This is a genomic window from Lysinibacillus sp. FSL M8-0337, from assembly GCF_038593855.1.
In the GTDB taxonomy this organism is placed as follows: Bacteria; Bacillota; Bacilli; order Bacillales_A; family Planococcaceae; genus Lysinibacillus; species Lysinibacillus sphaericus_D.
The window spans coordinates 3,406,281-3,428,001 of record NZ_CP151996.1 but is presented as its reverse complement, the minus strand read 5'-3'; the positions used below and the strand labels follow the sequence as shown (position 1 = coordinate 3,428,001).

Genomic DNA, 21,721 nt, shown 5'->3' with positions numbered 1-21,721 from the left:
CGCGAAAGAGAGAGAAATACCCGCGGAGCGAAGTGATTTACCCGCGAAAGAGAGAGGAATACCCGCGGAGTGAAGTCATTTACCCGCGAAACAATGAAAAATAACTTGAGCAACATCGTTCATTCTTTCCCTACATATATGTAGTTATAAAGAAAATAGCATATGGACGTATCACAATGTCCACATGCTATAGTAACGGATTATGTTTAGACTTCGATTAATTCTACGACAACGCCAGAGCGTGCGTCGGCAGCGAACTCGAATGTTTGCATTTCACCCTCGTGCATGCGTGAAATACCACCACGATAAACGGGAATTGTCATAAAACCATTTGTGAAATTATCTGTTTTCATAAAGATCCAAGAACCGTCTATTGGCGCATCTTTTTTAAATTCCTTTTTTATGTTTTCAAGTACTTGTCCTGCTGGCACATACGGAGAAACTTTTTCACTGGCTTCTTTAATAATGACTGCCGCGGCGAGGCCTGTTGCAACACCAATTAAAAAATCACGTAATTTCATGGGTTTTTTCCTCCTTTTCCTATAGCTCTATTTTAGCATAGCACAAAGAGTGAATGCACGTTCATTGCAAAGGACTTTTATGAAATATATCAATATTTCGACTTCTGAAATAATTATGATACAATAAGCAAGGAAGAAAATTCTACTTCGTGGGGAGAGAGTCATCATGAATGAGGAAACATTACAATTATTTAAAACTTTAACGGAATTACCGGGTGCACCAGGCAATGAACATGCAGTACGTGCATTTATGCGTTCAGAGCTACAGAAGTACTCAGATGAGGTTATCCAAGATCATTTAGGTGGTATTTTTGGTGTCAAGCATAGTGAAGTAGCAGATGCCCCTAAAATACTTGTAGCAGGTCATATGGACGAAGTAGCATTTATGGTTACATCTATTACTGATAATGGATTAATTCGTTTTCAAACACTTGGAGGCTGGTGGAACCAAGTGATGCTTGCACAACGTGTAGAAGTATATACTAAAAACGGTGCGATTCCAGGTGTAATTTCATCAATTCCACCGCATTTACTTACAGATGCAGAACGTGCAAAACCAATGGAAATCAAAAATATGCTGATTGATGTCGGCGCGGACAATAAAGAAGATGCGATTGCTCTTGGCGTTCGCCCAGGACAGTCGATCATCCCAGTATGTCCATTCACGCCAATGGCCAATCCGAAAAAAATTATGGCAAAAGCGTGGGATAATCGCTATGGCTGTGGACTGGCGATTGAATTAATGAAAGAAGTAAAAGATGAAAAATTAGCTTCACATTTATATTCAGGTGCCAATGTTATGGAAGAGGTTGGATTGCGCGGCGCACAAGTATCAGCGAATATGATACAACCTGATTTATTTTTCGCACTAGATGCATCACCTGCGAACGACATGTCCGGAGATAAAAACCAATTTGGTCAGCTTGGAAAAGGAACATTATTACGAATACTTGACCGTACGATGGTCACACACCGTGGTATGCGTGAATTTATTTTAGATACGGCAGAATCTAATCATATCCCATATCAGTATTTTGTATCGCAAGGCGGCACCGATGCTGGTCGTGTACATACATCAAATGACGGTGTACCAAGTGCTGTGATTGGTGTGTGCTCGCGTTATATCCATACGTCAGCATCAATCATTCATATTGATGACTATGCAGCAGCTAAAGCATTAATCGTAGAATTAGTGAAAACAGCAGATCGTTCGACATTAGAGACGATTCGCGCTAATGTATAAGTAACAGAAAAAGATGCCTTTAGGGCATCTTTTTCTATGTAAAGAAAGAGGGATAAGAATGGAAATAGCGATTGGGACGACGAACAAAGCGAAAATCCAGGCAGTGCAAGCGATTGTTAATCAATATTTTGAAAAAGTAAATTTTACATATGTTAAAGCCGCCTCACAAGTATCAGACCAACCTTTAACTACGGAAGAAACAAGATTAGGGGCCATCAATCGGGCGAAAAATACAGCCCTTGCGACCGATGCAGCACTATCCTTTGGACTTGAAGGTGGTGTCACGGAAATAGATGGTATGATGTATGTTTGCAATTGGGGAGCACTAACATTAGCTGATGGCACAACGTTTACGGCAGCAGGGGCACAAATTATTTTGCCAGAAGAAATTGCCCAGGAAATAAGGGATGGCAGGGAGCTTGGTCCTGTAATGGAACAATATACGCAACGTTTAGATATTCGTCAAGGCACAGGAGCTGTAGGTATTCTTACGCAAGGGATAGTGAGTAGACAGACGATGTTTGAGCATATTGTCGCGCTGCTTGTTGGACAATATTTGTTCACATTAGCACAATGATAGTGTTCTATAACTAGTGAGAACGGAGCAGTGAAGTTGCAACTTATCTAGAATTTTTTTAAAATAGAAAAAAGTTAGCAATGAAAGGAAGATTGAAATGTCTTATGCAAGGCTTCAAGCATTAGGTTTACTGCTATTACTATTGGGGCTTTCGGGTTGTAATCAATCGGTTGATGAACAAATTGCTAGTGGACTTCAAATGACGGAAAAGGTATTTGCTGAAGAGCCGGAAGCGTATACCGACAAAATTGGTCAAATTCAACTTTTTTTACCGTCAAAGTTCAAAATTGAGGATAGTTCAGATGACTATAATATTTTAATATCAAAAGGAACGAATTCCTTTATTCTTTTTATCAATGATCGTGAACAAGATGATAGTAAGCTTTATTATAATCTGCTAAAAGAAGATCGTTCAAAGAAAGTCATTAATGAAACTACATATGACAAGGATGGTATTTTCGGCTTCTCTGCGGTGTCTAAAACAGATAATAAAGATGAATTTGAGTTAATTGTTAGCAGTGGTGGTGTAAAAATGACGACTATTTCAACAGCAAATAATATTGAAAATAATCTTCATGAGATGACGAAAATCGTTCATTCGGTTAAGATTAAATAATTGCATCGTTTTGAAGAGCGGTTCACAAATCCATGTGAGCCGTTTCATTATGAAGAAAGGACGTGAGCGAATTGAAACAAATAAAATCAGAGCAACTTGTGTCCCTATTAAAAAAACAGTTAAATGAGCAAAAGTTTGATTTTCAATTTGATAAAAAGCAAGATAAATTACGCTTAAATCATAAAAAACTAGACAAAGGGATGGAGCTCTCTTTACCAGGGATTTTAGCAAAATATAATGAAAAGCAAGAAGCAGCGATTGCAGAAGTGGTCTATACGATTGAGCAAACTTTTTTAGCAATGGAACAGGAGCAGGAGCAAGGCTTTGAACAATCTGGGCACATCTATCCAGTTATTCGCGCCACATCTTATCCGAAAGCTTCGAAAGAAGGGCATGCTTTTATCACAACGGAGCATACTGCCGAAACACGTATTTTCTATGCGCTCGATTTAGGAAAAACGTATCGCTTTATTGATGAATCCATGTTAGAAACGTTAAAATTAACTGTAGAGCAAATCCGAGAAATGGCGCGTTTTTCTGTTAAACAATTGCCAACCAATTATAAGAAAGACGAAGTAGCTGGCAATGTCTTTTATTTTGTTAATGCCAATGATGGCTATGATGCCAGTCGTATTTTAAATGAAAGCTTTTTAAAAGATATGCGCTCAAAAATTGAAGGAGATATGACTGTATCTGTACCTCATCAAGATGTATTAATACTAGGTGATATTCGCAATGAAACAGGGTATGATGTATTAGCACAGATGACGATGCATTTCTTTACGGTAGGAACAGTACCGATTACGTCATTATCATTTATTTATGAAGATGGAGAGCTAGAACCGATCTTTATACTAGCAAAAAACAGAGTAAAGAAGGAGCAAGAAAAACAATGAATGTATTTTACAACAAAGAACATGTGGGAGATGTCCTATTAGTACAATTAGCAACAGAGGCAATTGTGAAAACAGAGGTAGAACGTGCTGGAGATATTGCCATTTTAATAGAAGCACAAACAGGGGAAATAAAAGCATTTAACTTATTTAATGCAAGCAAGTATATTCAAGTTGAAGCGCAGGGAAATGTAGAGATTACACCAGAATTTGTTGCACAGTTGGAAGCTGCTATTAAGAACAATGGAGCTACAATTAGCCTGGATGTAGATTTTTCACCTAAATTTGTTGTGGGCTATGTAGAGACAAAAGAAAAGCATCCAAATGCTGATAAATTAAGTATTTGTACTGTCAATGTAGGAGAAGAAACGCTACAAATTGTATGTGGTGCACCGAACGTTGATGCTGGTCAAAAAGTAGTCGTTGCTAAAATTGGAGCTGTTATGCCATCAGGTATGCTGATTAAAGAAGGTAATTTACGTGGTGTTGACTCTTTTGGTATGTTATGCTCAGCGCGTGAATTAGCCATTCCTAATGCACCATCTGAAAAAGGTATTTTAGTTTTATCTGAGGATGCTGTAGTAGGTAGTGCATTTGAAACACCAAGCCGTTAAACGAATAAATTTTAAGCAAAAATCGTTATGCTACCAATAGCTGGTGGTATAACGATTTTTTGTCTAGATTGAGCCTATAAATACGAGTTTCTATATCATTTTTATGGTATGCTTTTTGATGTGGACATTGAATATAGTTTTAGTACTTGATTTTAATAGTCTTAGACAATGTTATAAAAGAAGTGTAAGAGAAATGAGTGAAACAACGTGAATTGGTTTAAAAGAAAATTAGATAAAATTTTAAATAGAGATGACTATGAATATGAAGAATATTATGAAGAGTATGAGGAGCAACCAGAGCACCAACAGCCGATAAAGGAGACGCAAGCACCTACTCAAAAGGCTTTTCGTTTCCCTTTAATTGATGATGAACCAGAGATAGCGCAACCTTCTTCACAATCAAAAGAAATGTTTAATCAAATGGACGATGTATATGGCCAAATTGAAGATTTATCCTTACCAAAACATTTAAATCATCAAGTCGTGGATTCCCGTGTATATGACATAGAAGTTTCTGGAATTCGCGATCTTTTAGAAAATCGTTCGAAACGAACTGGCAGAACGACAATTTCACGCGTTCAACCTAAGCAAGAATATCCGACAAAAGCGAGTATGGTTTTTCGTGATGCACAAATTGAAGCAGCACCTGTTTTAAAAGAACCGCAAGCGAAACAGGAAAATACTGTCGAAAGCACGCCACAAAATCGAAAACGTTTTGTGCCAACGGATGTCCCTTCACCAGTTTATGGTTTTGCAAAACCAAGTCCAATCGAGCAATTATTAAATAAACGCAAGGAAGAACATGAAGCGGAAAAGCCCTCCATTGCTATGATTGCAAAAGAAGCGACAACAAATAAGCCTATTGAAAATATACTAGAAGAAAAAGAGCCTACCATTACGCCAAATGATTTACATGAACAGCTTGAAATATCAAGCCTAAAGGAAGTTCCAAAGCATTCAAGTGGATTTGAGGATGTTGAAGTGACAGAGCATAGTCAAGCAATCATTGATGCAAATGGCAAAGCTACTTCGAAGCAACCAATTATTTTTGAAGAAGTTGAAGTGACAGAGTCAAGCAAAGTAGCTTTTGAAGCAAATACGGACGCTATACCAAAGCAGCCGATTACATTTGAAGAAGTTGCAATTACAGAGCAAAGCGAACTGACAGATAAAGCAGAAAAAGAGCTACCTATACCACAAACTACATCTTTTGCTGTAAATTTTGAAGCTCAAATTAAAGATGCTGTGCAACAAGAACTAGCAGTTGAACAGCTATCAGCAGATCAATCCGAAATTCATGTAAAAGAAGTCGTTGTGGAACAATTACAAATAGAGAATTCCACAATTCATATTGGGGAAGTGACGGTTGTTCAGCCGTCAAATGAAGAAAATGAACAGCAGGTAGTTGAGGAGTCATATGTAAAGCAAGAAAAAAGTCGCATTCCATTTAATGTCTTAATGTTAAAAACAGATAAAGAAAAATGGCGAATTTCACAACAATTAAAATCGAAAGTGCCGGCGACTACAGAAAAAATTCAAAACGAGATAGCGGTTACTTCCGATGATGACAAAATCGACGATGGAGCATTGTCAGAACATGTTACTACATCTTCAATCGAGACATCATCCCAAGAACCATTTGCCAAAATGACACAATCAAATAATAATCCTGTTATTACAATGTCTCCTGTTGCAACAATGACGCGGATGCCAACTGAAAAACAGTCAAGTGAAGCGGATACACTTGAAGTAAAACCAGTATCACCGATTGTCACAAATGAAATACGTCAAGCAGAACAGTCAGCAAGTGAAGCAGATAACTTAGAAGGAAATCTTGTATCACCGATTATCACAAATGAAATACAGCAAGCAGAGCAGACAGTAATTGAAGTGGATACTCTTGAAGAAAATCTTACACCATCGTTTGTTGCAAATGATTTACACCAAGCAGAACAAACGGCAATTACAGTGGATGCAAATGAAGAAATTTCTGCAACGCTTTTGGTTGGAACGGATTTATTACATGAAAAAACTATCCAAAAATCAAATGATAATCAAAACATCATTGAAGAGAAACTTAATGATACATTGGAAATTTTAAATATAGAGCCTGAAAAAGAAATAAAACCTCAAAAGCCTATTCATGTGTACCAAAAGCCCACAGATGAATTTTTGGAGCCACCTGAGGAGAAAACACAGGATACAGAGTGGATGGAGCAACAAGGGGATACACTAGTTGAAGCACTATCTTATTTCCAAGTGTCAGCACAAATAGAATCGATTATGCAAGGTCCTGCCGTTACTCAATTTGAAATTACAGTTAGTCATGGTACAAAGGTAAGTAAAATTCGTAATTTAGCAGATGACTTAAAACTGGCTTTAGCTGCAAAAGACATTCGAATACAGGCACCGATTCCTGGAAAGAGTTCAATCGGAATAGAAATTCCTAACCGTGTATCTCGTGCTGTTCGTTTATCGGAAGTGACAAATAGTGCCTCATTCCTGGATTCTGATTCACCACTTGAAGCGGCACTAGGTCTCGATTTAACAGGGAAGCCAGTCACAATTGATTTACGTAAAATGCCACATGGCTTAATTGCTGGGGCGACTGGTTCAGGAAAGTCTGTTTGTATCAATTCCATTTTGGTTAGTTTATTATATAAAGCTGCACCGCATGAATTAAAACTTATGCTGATTGACCCAAAAATGGTAGAGCTTGCGCCATTCAATCATATTCCCCATTTAGTCAGTCCGGTTATTACGGATGTAAAGGCTGCAACAGCAGCGTTAAAATGGGCAGTAGAGGAGATGGAGCGTCGTTATCAGCTATTTGCACATGCGGGTGCGCGTGATATTACACGTTATAACGCTTTAGCAGATAAAAACAATGAGCATAGTTTAAAATTACCGTATATTTTAATTGTTATTGATGAGTTAGCAGACTTAATGATGATGTCGCCAGCAGATGTTGAGGAAGCGATTTGTCGTATTGCCCAGAAGGCACGTGCTTGTGGTATTCATTTAATTGTTGCCACGCAAAGACCTTCTGTCGATGTTATTACAGGTCTAATTAAATCCAATATCCCAACCCGTATTGCCTTTGCGGTTTCTTCACAAATCGATTCACGTACAATATTAGATGGGCAAGGGGCAGAGCGCTTACTGGGACGAGGCGATATGTTATATCTAGGTAATGGCATGTCGGCTCCTGTACGTTTGCAAGGGACGTTTGTAACAGATGATGAAATAGAAGCGATTATCGATCATGTTCGTGAGCAAGGTGAACCTGATTATATATTCGATCAAGAGGAACTTTTAAAGAAATCAGAAGTTACTGCAGAGCAAGATGATTTGTTTGAGGATGTCTGTCGCTTTGTTTATGAAGCCGGTGGGGCCTCTACTTCTCTTATTCAACGTAAATATCATATCGGTTATAATCGTGCTGCACGTTTAATTGATATGTTGGAATCACATGGTTTTGTGTCAGAAGCACGAGGTAGTAAACCGCGAGAAAGTTATATTACTGAGCAAGATTTAATTGCTATGTTTGAATAAGAATTGCGGTGTTTTCGTCAAGATTATCTGACTTTCGTCAAAATTAGTTTTTTTAGAAAAGTTGCACATTTATCCTTGTGCATAAATAGTGCTATAATAGACAAGATGTTTTAACATAGTACGTATTTTTCTGTACGTGTAAAGGTATTAATACCTAGTACAAAATACGATACACCTAATAGATGATAGATGGGATATTGTATTTCCCGGGGGGTTTAATTAATGACAGTTTTTCATTTCACAGGCATTAAAGGTTCTGGCATGAGTTCGCTTGCACAAATCTTATTTGATGCTGGTGAACAAGTACAGGGCTCAGATATTGATAAGTATTTCTTTACGGAACAACCGTTACGTGAACGAAATATTCCAATTCTTACTTTTAATGCGGATAATATTAAAGAAGGTATGACAATAATTGCAGGGAATGCTTTTCCTGATGACCATCCTGAATTAGTCCGAGCACGTGAAATCGGTGTAGAAATTATTCGTTATCACAAATTTCTTGGTGAGTATATTGGCAATTACACATCCATTGCCATTACAGGTGCACATGGCAAAACCTCTACAACGGGCTTAATGGCGCATGTTGTTGGTGGATATAAACCAACATCGTATTTAATCGGAGATGGTACAGGTGCAGGACATGAAAATGCAAACTTCTTTGTGATGGAAGCATGTGAGTATCGTCGACACTTTTTAGCCTATAATCCTGATTATGCAGTCATGACGAATATTGACTTTGACCATCCAGATTACTTCGCGAACATTGAAGATGTGTATGCAGCCTTTCAATCACTTGCCTTACAAGTGAAAAAAGCAATTATCGCATGTGGTGATGATGAGCATTTGCAACGTATTCAAGCGAAAGTACCTGTTGTTTATTATGGATTCGGAGCTGAAAATGACTTCGAAGCACGTAATGTTGAAAAAACAACGGAAGGCACAACATTTGATGTATTTGTTCGCAATGAATTTTATAGTACTTTCTTTATTCCGTTATTTGGCGACCATGCAGTGTTGAATACATTAGCTGTTATTACACTTTGCCAATACGAGGGTATTTCATCAGAAATCATTCAAGAACGTTTAAACACCTATAAAGGTGTAAAAAGACGTTTTACGGAATCGAAAATCGGGGATCATGTGTTAATTGATGATTACGCACATCACCCAACAGAAATACGTGCAACGATTCAATCGGCTAGACAAAAATATCCAGAACGTGAATTAGTAGCTATATTCCAGCCACACACATTCACACGTACGCAAGCATTTTTACAGGACTTTGCTGATAGCCTTAGTTTGGCAGATGCCGCATACCTTTGCGATATTTTTGGTTCTGCAAGGGAAACGCAAGGTGCACTGTCAATTCAAGATTTAGCCTCTCTTATTGAAGGCAGTGCTGTAATTACTACAGAAGGTATTGATGTTTTAACAAAGCATAAAGGCGCAGTGTTCTTATTTATGGGCGCAGGCGATGTGCACAAATTCCAAGATGCCTTTGAAGATGTACTAAAAAACAACGAAACAGCTTAATCCGTAAGGAATAAGCTGTTTTTCTAAAATTTGAGAAGGATTTAAGTTTTATTTGTCGAAGATAAGGTAAGTAATAGTATAGAGAGAATTCTTACTAGCAGGAGGTCTATTTTATGGAAGTCATTTTGTATATCGCAGCAATTATTGCAGCAATCGGTTTTTTATTTTTGTGTGTCAGCGTCGGTATGACGTTATTTTCGCTCAAATCAATTCTTAGTAGTTTATCGGGTACATTATCGGGCATTGAGAAACAAATGGAAGGCATTACACGTGAAACGACTTCTTTGTTAATTAAAACAAATAGCTTAGCCGAAGATATTCAAGAAAAATCTGAGCAGTTAAATTCTGTTGTTCATGCAGTGAAAGGAATGGGTGAGTCTGTAAACGGTTTAAATGCATCCGTACAGCAAATTACGTCTTCTATTTCTAAAAGCGTTGAACAGAACGAAGAAAAAATTGCGCAAGTTGTACAGTGGAGTAATGTCGCAATGGGCATTGCAGATAAATGGAAGAAGCGTAAAATAATTGAGCAGGCACCAGAAATAATGCCTGAGGATGTATATAATTTTGAACAAGTTCAAGCGGACAAGCCGAAAAGAAAATGGGGTCGCAAAAAATAATTATTATTTAGCAGGTGCTTTATTGACACCTGCTGAATATAAATAAAGCCTTAGGCGATTTTTATGTGTTGCTCGCAAGTAGTAATACAGACGTCTAGGCGCATTAGATTATAAAATGGGAGGAATTGTCCATGACTACACAAAAGCCAAACTTTAACGAAGTGAAAGAACAACAACTTGAAAGTACATTACCACAGCTTTATAATTCGCAGGAATCGATCTATGAAGAGGAGCGTGTAAACATGAAAGATTTCGTCATTGGCGCTTTAGTTGGAGGTATAGTGGGGGCAGCAGCAGGGTTATTATTAGCTCCAAAATCAGGGAAAGATTTACGTAGTGATGTGGCAGTGCAAGCCGTTAATTTAAAAGATAAAAGTGCAGACTTCTCGTCAACAGCGAAGGATAAAACTGTACAACTATCAAAACAAATTCAAGAGCAATCTTCACAATTGGTAGAGAAAGTTAAAACGCTTAAGTCCGCAAAAGCACCAACTGTTTTTGATGACGGTACGGTTTCTTTTGAAGGGGAAGAGCCACTTGATGAATTCATTGATGGTGTTGAAGTAAAACAAGAGGACGTAGCAGAAGCAACGGAACAAACTGTTGAAAAGCAAGAGGACGCACAAGAGGTTCGTGCGTAAACTAAAGGGGAATTTAGGATTTCCTATAGAACACTACACTAGTACTAGTTGATGATAGCGGTGGCGGGACTCCTGTGAGCATGTGGAATGTATCGTAAAGCACGCAGATAAGATGTTACAAACCGCGCAGGAAGCATCCGCCATAGCTTGACATTAACAACATAGCAAAAAAGTGTTAGATTGATTACAGTCAATCTAACACTTTTTCTTTTGGCACCTACTTTTACAATGATAAAGGTGCTTCTTCGAGTACAATTTCTAATTGATCGCCACCGAAAATTTCTGTATCAAAGGTTGCGGGTTGTCCGTTACGCAAAATCGTAAAGTTGCCTTTAAATGTTGTTGGGAGCTGCCAATTCGAGAAGCGGAATACATCCTGATAAATCCAAGGACTTCGATCTTTCTCTTGAATGCTAACTGTCGCTCCATTAGGAACCGTAGAAAGCGGTGAAACAACAGCTTGATTCACAAGTACTTCATTCGTCGTTTTTCTAAGCTCTAACAGTTCCTGTTGAAAATGGACAATGATTTTGTCCTCCAGCAACACATTCAGATGATCAGCGATTCGCTGTACTGTTGGTAACGATGGTTGCGAAAAAGTAATAGTATCGTTATGTTGAACAGCATAAGACAGCTTTCCTGGTTTTCCGTTAATTAGTAAATTCGCGGAAAACGCTGGTAAATATAATGGCTTGCCATCGACATATATAACATACGATTCAAATTGTTTTAGTATATGGGTATTGTTCGTCGATGTAAACACGTCTTCTACTGTTTCAGCTATTTCATATGAAATAATATCACGATCGTTTACGAGAGCATCCATTGAAACGGATGAACCGTTAACTGTAATTTTAGGTTCAATGACATATTTTGTTTCTTGAATTGTGATTGTTTTAATGACGGCTTGATCCACTATATCTCTTATTGTAGCAGTAGCCGGAAGACCATCTTGTCCTTCTATTAGCTGAATGGCATCACCCGTTTTAATAATTGTTTTTGTAGAGGATTGTTGTCCATTTACTAAAATTTGTGCTGGTTGGCCGTGGCCACCAGGTATAAAAATATCTTGTCCGTTCACACTAATGGATAAACCATGACCTGGCTTGCCATATAATTGTTTAGCACGAATATTGGCAGCTAAAAAGGCATCGCCAACAGTCATTTCTTTTAATTCAAAAAGGCGTACAATTTGTTCATTTACCGTTAAGCTCATATATTGAATCGGCATTTTCTTTGCAGCAATAGCTATGCCAATAGGTGTTACTAATTCAGGGGATGCTTTAATGTGCGCTTCCTTTGTTAAATTTTGAATGGCATCGACACCGCGAACGGCAATACGATTTGCTGGTAAATCAAGGACTAGACCGATTTCAGTTGTAAGGTTAGGTGTTAAACTACCTCCACCAACGAGCATTACGGCTTTAGGAGCAGTTCGATTATTAAGACGTAATATTTCTTCTCCAATCGCCTTTGCAAGTTGTTTAACAGCTGGTTCAATTGCAGTAAGCACTTCTTCTTTAGGATAATATTGATCGAATCCTAAAATATCTTGAATTAAAATCTCCTCTGAACAATGCAGTTGGCGCTTTGCCTCTTCCGCAACAGGGAAATCGAGCAAATAATGGTCACTAAGTGCTTCGGTGATTTCATCTCCTGCTGTCGGCACCATACCATAGGCAACAACTGTACTTTTATCGGTAATGGCAATATCTGATGTACCAGCACCAATATCGACAAGTGCAACATTTAAACGGCGCATCGTAGGTGGAATGAGCACATTAATGGCAGCAATGGGCTCTAATGTTAGTGCATCCATCTCTAAATTTGCCCGTTTTAATGCGGCAATCAGTGATTCCACTACAACACGAGGAAGGAAAGTGGCAATCACTTCGATTTGTGCCTCATCACCTTGCTGATCAAGAAGGCTACCGATTTCTTCACCATCTAGACGATAATAAAGGACCGAATAACCAACGCAATAATAGTGACTTGTTTTCGTATCCTCTTTATGTTGTAGGAGCTGTTGCTGGGCTTGTTGAACCGCCTGTAATTCTAAGCGACTAATATCTTCTTCAGTAAAAATAGGACGGTTACGAATATTAATGGTCACACTTGCCTGCTCCGTTTTTAATGAACGACCTGCAGCAGCAACACTAACTTTGGACAAAGGTCCATGCTTTTCTTCGAGCTCTTGTTTTATCTCATTAATTAACTCTGCCACGTACATGACATTATGTATTTGACCATCTACCATGGCCCGTTCTTTATGCTCTTTTACTAAAATATCTTGTACATGAAAATGATCATTATCTTCCTGTAAAATAATGCCAACAACAGAACGTGTACCGATATCAAGCGCAAATAATTTTGAACTCAATGTAATCGCTTCCTTCCTCGAAATATCTCAAAATAATTTAGCGAGTTGAAGCGCTAAATTAAAAATGCGTGACATTCTGAACAACTTTGATTATAATGATGCTAATATCTAAAAATGTAACATACATTTCAGAGTTCTGAAAGTGTCTGTCATGGGGAGAGGAGCAAGAAGTATGAGCCAAAAGGATTTAGAAAGCTTACGTAGTCAGATTGATGGATTAAACTTAGAAATTCTTCGTCTAATTAACGAACGTGCAGCTGTAGTAGATGAAATCGGTAAAATTAAAGAAAAACAAGGTGTTAATCGCTATGATCCATTGCGCGAACGACATATGCTTGATCTAATTAAAGAGCACAATCACGGTCCATTAAACCAAATGACGGTAGATTATATTTTTAAACAAATCTTTAAAACAGCTTTAAAACAACTTGAAGCGGATAAAAAGAAAGAATTACTTGTATCACGCAAGAAAAAATCAGAAGATACTGTCATTAATGTTAATGGTGAACTAATCGGCCAAGGAAAACCATCTTTCGTATTTGGTCCATGTGCTGTTGAATCATATGAGCAAGTAGCAGCTGTTGCAGCATCTATTAAAGCTAAAGGTGAAAAGTTAATCCGTGGTGGAGCATACAAACCTCGTACTTCTCCATATGACTTCCAAGGTCTTGGATTAGAAGGGCTTAAAATTTTAAAACGTGTATCGGAAGAATATGGTTTAGGTGTTATTACAGAAATTGTGACACCAGGTCATTTAGAAGAAGCGCTGGATTACATTGATGTGATTCAAATTGGTGCTCGTAATATGCAAAACTTCGAATTATTAAAAGCAGCTGGTGCTACAAACAAACCGGTACTATTAAAACGTGGTTTAGCAGCAACGATTGACGAGTTCATTCATGCAGCAGAATACATTATGTCTAAAGGAAATGAGAACATCATCCTTTGTGAACGTGGTATTCGTACGTACGAAAAAGCAACACGTAACACATTAGATATTTCAGCAGTCCCAATTTTAAAACAAGAAACACATTTACCAGTATTTGTCGATGTAACACATTCAACTGGTCGACGTGACTTATTATTACCATGTGCGAAAGCAGCAATTGCCATTGGAGCAGATGGTGTAATGGCAGAGGTGCATCCAGATCCATCTGTAGCACTTTCTGATTCACAACAACAAATGGATATTCCAACATTCGATACATTCTACGAAACGCTACAAAAATTCATGAAGAATCATGAAATTCATGCCTAATGATTTCACACCGCTTGCGCATTAAGCAGGCGGTGTTTACTATATCGTGACAATTTAATGTCTAGAACAGTACTATTTGTACTTGGTATTTCCGTTCACGTACGTACTTCTTCTTGAAAATGATGCGAAAATTATCGTATGATAAGGCTATAAAAGGAAAAAGGGAGGCACGTACGATGACTGTTACAATTTATGATGTTGCACGAGAAGCAAATGTTTCGATGGCAACCGTTTCTCGTGTAGTTAATGGTAACCAAAATGTAAAACCAGCAACACGAAAAAAAGTATTAGAAGTAATTGAACGATTAGAATATCGTCCGAACGCAGTAGCGCGAGGGTTAGCGAGTAAGAAAACAACAACAGTTGGCGTGATTATCCCAGATATTGCAAATAACGTTTATGCGGAGCTGGCACGTGGTGTGGAGGATATTGCGACAATGTATCGCTACAACATTATTCTTGCCAACTCGGACCAACATGAAGATAAAGAGCTACAGCTGCTAGATACAATGTTAGGCAAACAGGTGGACGGTATTGTCATGATGAGTGATGAAGTAACAGAGAAAATGCAACAATCGATGGATCATTCGCCAGTTCCGATAGTTCTTGCAGGTTCTGTAGATGAATCACAAACAATTGCCACTGTGAATATTGATTATTTCCAAGCAGCGTATGAAGCGATTTCGTTACTGATTCAAAACGGTCATACACGAATCGGCTTTGTAACAGGCCCACTTACTTATACAATTAATGGAAAATTCAAGCTTGAAGCTTATAAAAAAGCATTGCAAGATGCAGGCTTAAGTATAGATGAATCACTAATTGCTGCAGAGGAATCTAGCTATGATATGGGCTTAGAGGCATGGGAAACGTTATCTGCTCTAGAAAATCCTCCAACTGCTTATTTTGCAGGCAGCGATGAACTCGCTATCGGATTGATTCATGGTGCGCAGGATGCTGGGAAAAATGTGCCAGAGGATATCGAGGTCATCAGTTTTGAAAATTCTAAGTTAGCTCGTATGGTACGCCCACAGCTTACAAGTGTAGCACTACCGTTATATGATATCGGAGCTGTTGCGATGCGATTATTGACTAAACTTATGAATAAAGAGCCTGTTGAAGATGAAGCGGTTATTTTACCACATCGCATTGAACATCGACAATCTGTTAAAAGCAAATAACAAAAAACACGTAAATCTAATGGTAAGATTTGCGTGTTTTTTTATTGTAGTGAATTGTTTGGGTGACTGGCACCGGCTTAACTGCGCTTTTCAGTGCGAATAATATGTAGCGCTTTTTCTAACATTTGCGCGTTCTTTTCTTCAATTTCTGCCTTTCGTGGAATAGGCTCATAAAGAGGATTTGGGTCCTCCCATGTAGGAATAAACGGAACGGGTGCCTCCGGTTGCCAGCGCTCTAACCATGCTTGTGGTAAGGGACCTGTTGGTATTTCTTGATTGGTCATTTCTAACCATAGCATAGACCATGCGCGTGGCACAACACGCCAAATATCGTAGCCTCCACCACCAACCGCAATCCATTTGCCATCACAATATTCGTGCGCTAGCTTGTGCGCTAACTTAGGAATCTCCTTATAAATATTCATTGTACCGTATAAATGTGTTAATGGGTCAAAATAATGTGCATCTGCACCATTTTGCGTTAATACAACATCGGGTTTGAAAAATTCAAAGACTTCGCGCATTGCCTGTTCATAGATGTCTAAGAAACTATCATCCTCGGTAAATGCATCGATTGGAAAGTTAAATGAAGTTCCATAGCCTTGCCCATTGCCTCGTTCAGTTATATTACCTGTTCCAGGGAATAAGTAGCGACCTGTTTCATGAATTGATAATGTACAAACATCGGGGTCATCATAGAAACTCCATTGTACGCCATCCCCATGATGGGCATCCGTATCAACATATAGCACCCGCGCTTTGTATTTGTCCTGTAAATAACGTATAGCTACAGTACTATCATTATAAATACAAAAACCTGATGCGCGCCCACGGAAACCATGATGTAGCCCACCGCCCAGATTTAGCGCATGTTCGGCTTTTCCTTCCATCACATAATCGACAGCAGTTAATGTGCCACCTACAAGTTGGGCACTTGCTTCATGCATATTTTTAAAGATAGGTGTATCCTCCGTGCCTATCCCATAGCTTGCACATTGTGCCTCACTGAGTTTACCATGCCCTGCACTTTTTACAATTTCAATGTATTTTGGATCATGTGCGAGCAAGAGTTCTTCTTCTGTTGCAATACGTGCAGGAACGATATCGACATCATCGAGCGCCCCTATATTTTTTAGTAAATCCATCGTTAGCGTCAAGCGTTTGTGATTGAAAGGATGTGTATCTGAAAATTTATATCCGAGTTGCTCTGGCGAATAAACAAAGACAGCCTTTTTCATTATAAAGAAACACCTGGTAGATTAGGCCATAACACGTCGAAACCTTCTTTACGAAGATTCTCAATGATAGCAAGTGGGTTTAGTGTTTTTACTCGGACGCTTAAAATTTTATTTTGTGTATTTTCAGAATCAGGATATACTAAGACGCTTTGGACATTTGCATGATGTAGATTAAAAATTTTTGTAATTTCAAATAACACTCCCGGTGTATCACACACGCGTATTTCAATTTTAGAGCCGGGTTCAGTTGCACCAGTTAACTCAATATAAGTGTAGAGTAAGTCGGTTGTAGTGACGATACCGACAAGTTTTCCCCCAGAGACAATTGGTAAACAACCGATCTTCGTTTCATAAAAAGTGAGTGCAACTTCCTCTACAAAATCAAGAGGATGACCAACTAGTGGATTTTTTATCATAATATCTTCTACCTTGGCACTAAAGACAGGAGAATTGGGTTCATCCTTCAATGGCGAAGGCAGTGCTTCTTTAATATCTCGCTCTGTAATAACACCTAGAACATGGCGTTCATTGTCTATAACAGGTAAATGACGCACCTTCTTCTCACGCATTAATTTCAGCGCTTCTAACACAGTATTTGTAGGAGCCAGTGTATAAGGCTCGTCATTCATAATTTCTTCTACAATCATATACTCATCCCCTTGTGTTGGTTTTAATACATGAAGCGATTTCTAAAACGGAGCCTATCGAATCTTTCCATTGTTTCAGGAGGCACTCTTTTGCCTTCCCGAGCCATTAGGCAGTTAGCTGGATGTGATGTAATTTCAGGATCATCTGTAGCAAAATATTCGAAACCAGCCGAGCTCATCATCCGTTCCATCATTTTGCGATAATCCCATACATTTAACCCAGTCCCTTTTAAGTCCCAATGCCAATAATATTCAGTTGTAATAACAAGGTAATCCTCCATCTCATCCCCCATAAAGGACACCGAAAGCAAGGCTTTACCAGCCCCAGTCCCACGATAGTCAGGAATTACCTCAATGGCTCCTAACTCAATCATATTATCAATGCGGTCCTCTGCCCAACGTTCAAGCGGATCGGGATATAAATAGGTGACGTAGCCTACAATAATGTTGTCTTTCCGAATGATAATAATGCGACCTTCAGGAAGCCCTGCGATTTCTATAATGGCTTGCTGTTGTTGTTTAGGAGGTCTAAAGGCAACTAATCCCTCGTGGAATGTATACGTAGCTAATTTTTCTGGAGGAACAGGCCCTTCCACATAAACAGTACCATGCTTTGTCTCCTTTGTAACAGAAAAAAAAGTCTTTTTATGTTCCATAATTACACCACCTGAGTTTAATAATTCCATTATAGCTGATTTAAAGCCGGAAAACGCTTAAATTTACGAAATATAACTACATTTTTGGAAAAATAAAAATATTGAGACATTATTGAAAAATTCGTGTAAAATAGATGTATATTGCAACTGTTATTTAACAGATGAATGTTGTATTGTAAGCATTGTTCATATTTATAGCGCATAAACTGTTCTATAACAATTGCTACATAACGTATTTGTCTTTGGAGAAAGTGGCGAATTTTAATAGCATTCAGTAGCTGTTTTATATGGCGAAATTGTTTCAATTGCCATTATTTAAATTTAATTTTCCATATGGGGATGGAGGCTCTCTTTTTATCCTTTATAAGAGACTTCAAGGGAAATTATATTGCACGCAAGCAAAGTGCGAACGATGTGACAGGCAGCTACGCTTACGTCAAGGCGTAATTGCCAAGGGTATCGTGAGTGCGATTTGAAATTTGCTTACGAATGGACTAAAGCAAAAAAAGAAAGGGGTAATTTCATGGGGATGAAAACAATGGAGAAATTGAAAGCAATACCAGGGCACTATAATTTGCCAAATTATGAGGAGGCAGCAGCGAATCATGATTGGGCTGAAACTGAAAAGGCATTTAGTTGGCATAAAACAGGATTAGTAAACATGGCTTATGAGGCTATTGATCGCCATACAGAAACGTCTAGAAAAAATAAAGCCGCACTGTATTACACGGATGGAAAACGCAAAGAAGCCTATTCTTTTAATGAAATGAAAAGGCTGACAAACAAAGCTGCCAATGTTTTTAAATCTGCGACAAACTTAGAAAAAGGCGATCGTTTATTTATTTTTATGCCGCGTTCACCAGAGCTTTACTTTTCTTTATTAGGCGCATTAAAAATGGGGGTTATTGTAGGGCCTCTATTCGAAGCATTCATGGAAGGAGCGGTATATGACCGTCTTTCAGATAGCGATGCAAAAGTGTTAGTTACAACGCCTGAATTACTGGGTCGAGTACCGTTAGATAAACTTCCTAACTTGCAACATGTATTTTTAATAGGGTCTGATATAGAAGAAACACCGCAAATTTTAGATTTTAATAAACGGATGAAAGAGGCTGCTTCTACATTTGACATTGAGTGGATGGACCGAGAAGACGGTATGATTTTGCATTATACTTCTGGCTCGACAGGTGCTCCAAAAGGCGTGTTACACGTGCACAATGCAATGATTCAGCACTATCAATCTACACAATGGGTACTAGATTTAGGCGACCGTGATATTTATTGGTGTACAGCAGATCCAGGTTGGGTAACGGGGACATCCTATGGCATTTTTGGTCCATGGTTAAATGGTGTGACAATGCTGATTGTGGGTGGTCGCTTCTCACCACAAGCATGGTATCAAGCAATCGAGGATTACAGTGTTACAGTTTGGTATAGTGCGCCAACAGCTTTCCGTATGTTAATGGGGGCTGGTAGTGGAATGTTAGAAAATTATGATTTGTCATCATTACGCCATGTATTGTCTGTTGGAGAACCTCTTAACCCTGAAGTGATACGTTGGGGATGTGACGAATTAGGGCATCGTATTCATGATACGTGGTGGATGACCGAAACCGGCGCGCATATGATTTGTAACTATCCAAGTATGGATATTAAACCGGGTTCCATGGGGAAACCATTGCCTGGCGTCTATGCGACAATTGTAGATGATGCGGGGAATGAAGTACCACCATTTACTATGGGGAATTTAGCGGTACGTCGAGGTTGGCCTGCGATGATGCGTCAAATTTGGGGTAATCCTGAGCGATACGAATCATACTTCCTAAAAGGTGAGTGGTATGTGTCGGGTGATTCAGCTTATATGGATGATGAAGGATATTTTTGGTTCCAAGGTCGAGTAGATGATGTCATTATGACAGCTGGAGAACGTGTAGGACCATTCGAAGTAGAAAGCAAGCTACTAGAACATCCAGATGTCATTGAAGCAGGTGTAATTGGAAAACCAGACCCTGTTCGTGGAGAAATTATTAAAGCATTTGTATCTTTGCGTGAAGGTGTTGAACCATCAGATGCTTTAATTGAGAATATTCGCGAGTTTGTCAAAAGGGGATTATCAGCTCATGCGGCCCCGCGTGAAATTGAGTTTAAGGAAAAACTACCTAAAACAAGAAGTGGTAAAATTATGCGACGTGTGTTGAAGGCATGGGAGTTAAATTTACCAACTGGTGATCTTTCGACGATGGAAGATTAAGAAGGGGCAATAGGTAATTTATTTTTATTCAATCAGAAAACATATAGAAGGTAGGAATTCATTCGACTATGAAAGAGTTCCTACCTTCTTTTTTCTAAATTTATCGTAGCCATTCTGTATTACTGTAATTTATAACAGAAGATTAAGAAAATACTAGGATTAAATAAAAATTCAGTTGACTTAATATTTATGCAGACGTATACTATTTTTAACTTATTTTAGAGGTGAGTGGAATGAAAGTAGGAATTGTTGGTGCAACAGGTTATGGAGGATTAGAATTAATTCGTTTTTTACATAATCATCCAGCGGTTGAACAGATAGATTTATTTACATCTTCTGAAGAAGGTGTCGTTTTTTCTTCGAGGTTCGGACATTTAGTAACGATTATAGATTCGCCATTGCAAAAAATAGATTATGAAGCGTTATCGAAATTGGATGTAGTATTTGCAAGTACGCCTTCTGGTGTGACAAGTGAGTTATTACCACCTTTAGTTGGAAAAGGTCCGAAGTTAATTGATTTATCAGGTGATTTTCGTTTAAAGAATCCAGCAAGCTATGAACAATGGTACGGGAAAAAGGCAGCACCACTAGAAATTATTGAGCAAAGTGTTTATGGCTTAACAGAGTGGAATGCGCATAATGTAAAAAATGCCTCTCTTATTGCGAACCCAGGATGCTATCCAACAGCTGTTCTGCTGTCGTTATTACCTTTATTAAAAGCGCAATTGATCGACCCGAATTATCTCGTTATAGATGCGAAAAGTGGTATTTCTGGTGCTGGCAATAAACCATCGCAAACAACGCACTTTAGTGAAGTGAACGAAAGCTTCTCCATTTATAAAACAAATACACATCAACATATTCCAGAAATTGAGCAAGCCATTTCAATGTTTGCTAATGTGGAGACGACCATTACTTTTAATACACATTTAGTTCCAATGACACGTGGTATTTTATCGACAGCATACGCACCTGTAATGCCAGGCATCACAGAGGAACAATTAGTGGCTTGCTTACAAACAACATATGAAAAACATCCATTTGTACGGGTGATAACAGATATTAATAGCCTTACTACAAATCGTGTGAAGGGCTCTAACTATTGTGATATTTTCGTAAAAGTTGATAGCCGTACAAATCGAGCAACCATTGTTGCTGTTATTGATAATTTAGTTAAAGGTGCTGCTGGGCAAGCGATTCAAAATATGAATGTGCAATTGGATTTACCACAAACAACAGGCCTAGATGTCGTGCCATTGTTCATTTAAGTGCCAGTCACCCAAATGATTTTGAA

At 38.5% G+C, this 21,721-nt stretch carries 18 protein-coding genes; 13 read left to right on the top strand and 5 right to left on the bottom strand.

Translation table 11 applies throughout. The features are described from left to right. Positions 1-206 precede the first annotated feature (206 nt). The gene (locus tag MKY08_RS16550; RefSeq protein ID WP_024363748.1) at positions 207-521 is read right to left on the bottom strand and encodes a peptidase M4; all 315 of its coding nucleotides are present in this window, start codon (positions 519-521) and stop codon (positions 207-209) included. Between the two features lie 166 nt (positions 522-687). Here MKY08_RS16550 and MKY08_RS16545 point away from each other — a divergent pair, with 166 nt between their 5' ends. The 9 genes from MKY08_RS16545 to MKY08_RS16505 all read left to right on the top strand — a co-directional run bounded on the left by MKY08_RS16545 (position 688) and on the right by MKY08_RS16505 (position 10,816). Beyond that, positions 688-1,764, top strand: a complete 1,077-nt coding sequence (locus MKY08_RS16545) for a M42 family metallopeptidase (protein WP_069513830.1) — start codon at positions 688-690, stop codon at positions 1,762-1,764. 58 nt (positions 1,765-1,822) lie between these two features. Then, positions 1,823-2,341: a DUF84 family protein gene (locus MKY08_RS16540; RefSeq protein WP_069513828.1), complete on the top strand. Its 519-nt coding sequence runs from the start codon at positions 1,823-1,825 to the stop codon at positions 2,339-2,341. 97 nt (positions 2,342-2,438) lie between these two features. Then, complete coding sequence (locus MKY08_RS16535; RefSeq protein ID WP_069513826.1) at positions 2,439-2,957, top strand: hypothetical protein; 519 nt, start codon at positions 2,439-2,441, stop codon at positions 2,955-2,957. Between the two features lie 71 nt (positions 2,958-3,028). Next, entirely contained in the window at positions 3,029-3,853 is an 825-nt protein-coding gene (locus MKY08_RS16530; protein ID WP_081328058.1) for a DUF1444 domain-containing protein, read from the top strand. Continuing rightward, positions 3,850-4,464, top strand: a complete 615-nt coding sequence (ytpR, locus tag MKY08_RS16525; RefSeq protein WP_069513824.1) for a YtpR family tRNA-binding protein — start codon at positions 3,850-3,852, stop codon at positions 4,462-4,464. The genes MKY08_RS16530 and ytpR overlap by 4 nt, the downstream gene beginning before the upstream one ends. A 207-nt stretch (positions 4,465-4,671) precedes the next feature. Then, a complete protein-coding gene (locus tag MKY08_RS16520; RefSeq protein ID WP_069513823.1) occupies positions 4,672-8,019 on the top strand; it encodes a DNA translocase FtsK in 3,348 nt (1,115 codons plus the stop codon). Between the two features lie 222 nt (positions 8,020-8,241). Continuing rightward, complete coding sequence (murC, locus tag MKY08_RS16515; protein ID WP_069513821.1) at positions 8,242-9,555, top strand: UDP-N-acetylmuramate--L-alanine ligase; 1,314 nt, start codon at positions 8,242-8,244, stop codon at positions 9,553-9,555. 113 nt (positions 9,556-9,668) lie between these two features. Further along, on the top strand, positions 9,669-10,175 hold the full coding sequence (locus MKY08_RS16510; protein ID WP_069513819.1) for a DUF948 domain-containing protein: 507 nt from the start codon (positions 9,669-9,671) through the stop codon (positions 10,173-10,175). A gap of 131 nt (positions 10,176-10,306) precedes the next feature. Continuing rightward, complete coding sequence (locus tag MKY08_RS16505) at positions 10,307-10,816, top strand: YtxH domain-containing protein (RefSeq protein ID WP_069513817.1); 510 nt, start codon at positions 10,307-10,309, stop codon at positions 10,814-10,816. A gap of 223 nt (positions 10,817-11,039) precedes the next feature. Here MKY08_RS16505 and MKY08_RS16500 read toward each other — a convergent pair whose 3' ends face one another. Continuing rightward, positions 11,040-13,196: a cell division FtsA domain-containing protein gene (locus MKY08_RS16500; protein ID WP_069513815.1), complete on the bottom strand. Its 2,157-nt coding sequence runs from the start codon at positions 13,194-13,196 to the stop codon at positions 11,040-11,042. A 172-nt stretch (positions 13,197-13,368) separates the two neighbouring features. Here MKY08_RS16500 and MKY08_RS16495 point away from each other — a divergent pair, with 172 nt between their 5' ends. Further along, a complete protein-coding gene (locus tag MKY08_RS16495; protein WP_069513813.1) occupies positions 13,369-14,454 on the top strand; it encodes a bifunctional 3-deoxy-7-phosphoheptulonate synthase/chorismate mutase in 1,086 nt (361 codons plus the stop codon). Positions 14,455-14,630: 176 nt separating this feature from the next. Continuing rightward, complete coding sequence (gene ccpA, locus MKY08_RS16490) at positions 14,631-15,635, top strand: catabolite control protein A (RefSeq protein WP_069513811.1); 1,005 nt, start codon at positions 14,631-14,633, stop codon at positions 15,633-15,635. A gap of 77 nt (positions 15,636-15,712) precedes the next feature. Here the strand turns inward: ccpA and MKY08_RS16485 are convergent, their stop codons facing one another. The 3 genes from MKY08_RS16485 to MKY08_RS16475 are packed head-to-tail and all read right to left on the bottom strand — an operon-like array spanning position 15,713 to position 18,176. Further along, positions 15,713-16,873: an acetoin utilization protein AcuC gene (locus tag MKY08_RS16485; protein ID WP_069513809.1), complete on the bottom strand. Its 1,161-nt coding sequence runs from the start codon at positions 16,871-16,873 to the stop codon at positions 15,713-15,715. Continuing rightward, the gene (locus MKY08_RS16480; RefSeq protein ID WP_069513802.1) at positions 16,873-17,520 is read right to left on the bottom strand and encodes an acetoin utilization AcuB family protein; all 648 of its coding nucleotides are present in this window, start codon (positions 17,518-17,520) and stop codon (positions 16,873-16,875) included. Before MKY08_RS16480 ends, MKY08_RS16485 begins: the two co-directional genes overlap by 1 nt. Before the next feature lie 23 nt (positions 17,521-17,543). Beyond that, positions 17,544-18,176: a GNAT family N-acetyltransferase gene (locus tag MKY08_RS16475; protein WP_025220327.1), complete on the bottom strand. Its 633-nt coding sequence runs from the start codon at positions 18,174-18,176 to the stop codon at positions 17,544-17,546. Positions 18,177-18,705: 529 nt separating this feature from the next. On the opposite strand from MKY08_RS16475, the gene acsA reads away from it, so the two are divergent. Then, positions 18,706-20,427, top strand: a complete 1,722-nt coding sequence (gene acsA, locus MKY08_RS16470) for an acetate--CoA ligase (protein ID WP_069513989.1) — start codon at positions 18,706-18,708, stop codon at positions 20,425-20,427. 233 nt (positions 20,428-20,660) lie between these two features. Further along, a complete protein-coding gene (gene argC, locus MKY08_RS16465; protein WP_069513800.1) occupies positions 20,661-21,695 on the top strand; it encodes an N-acetyl-gamma-glutamyl-phosphate reductase in 1,035 nt (344 codons plus the stop codon). Positions 21,696-21,721: the final 26 nt, after the last annotated feature.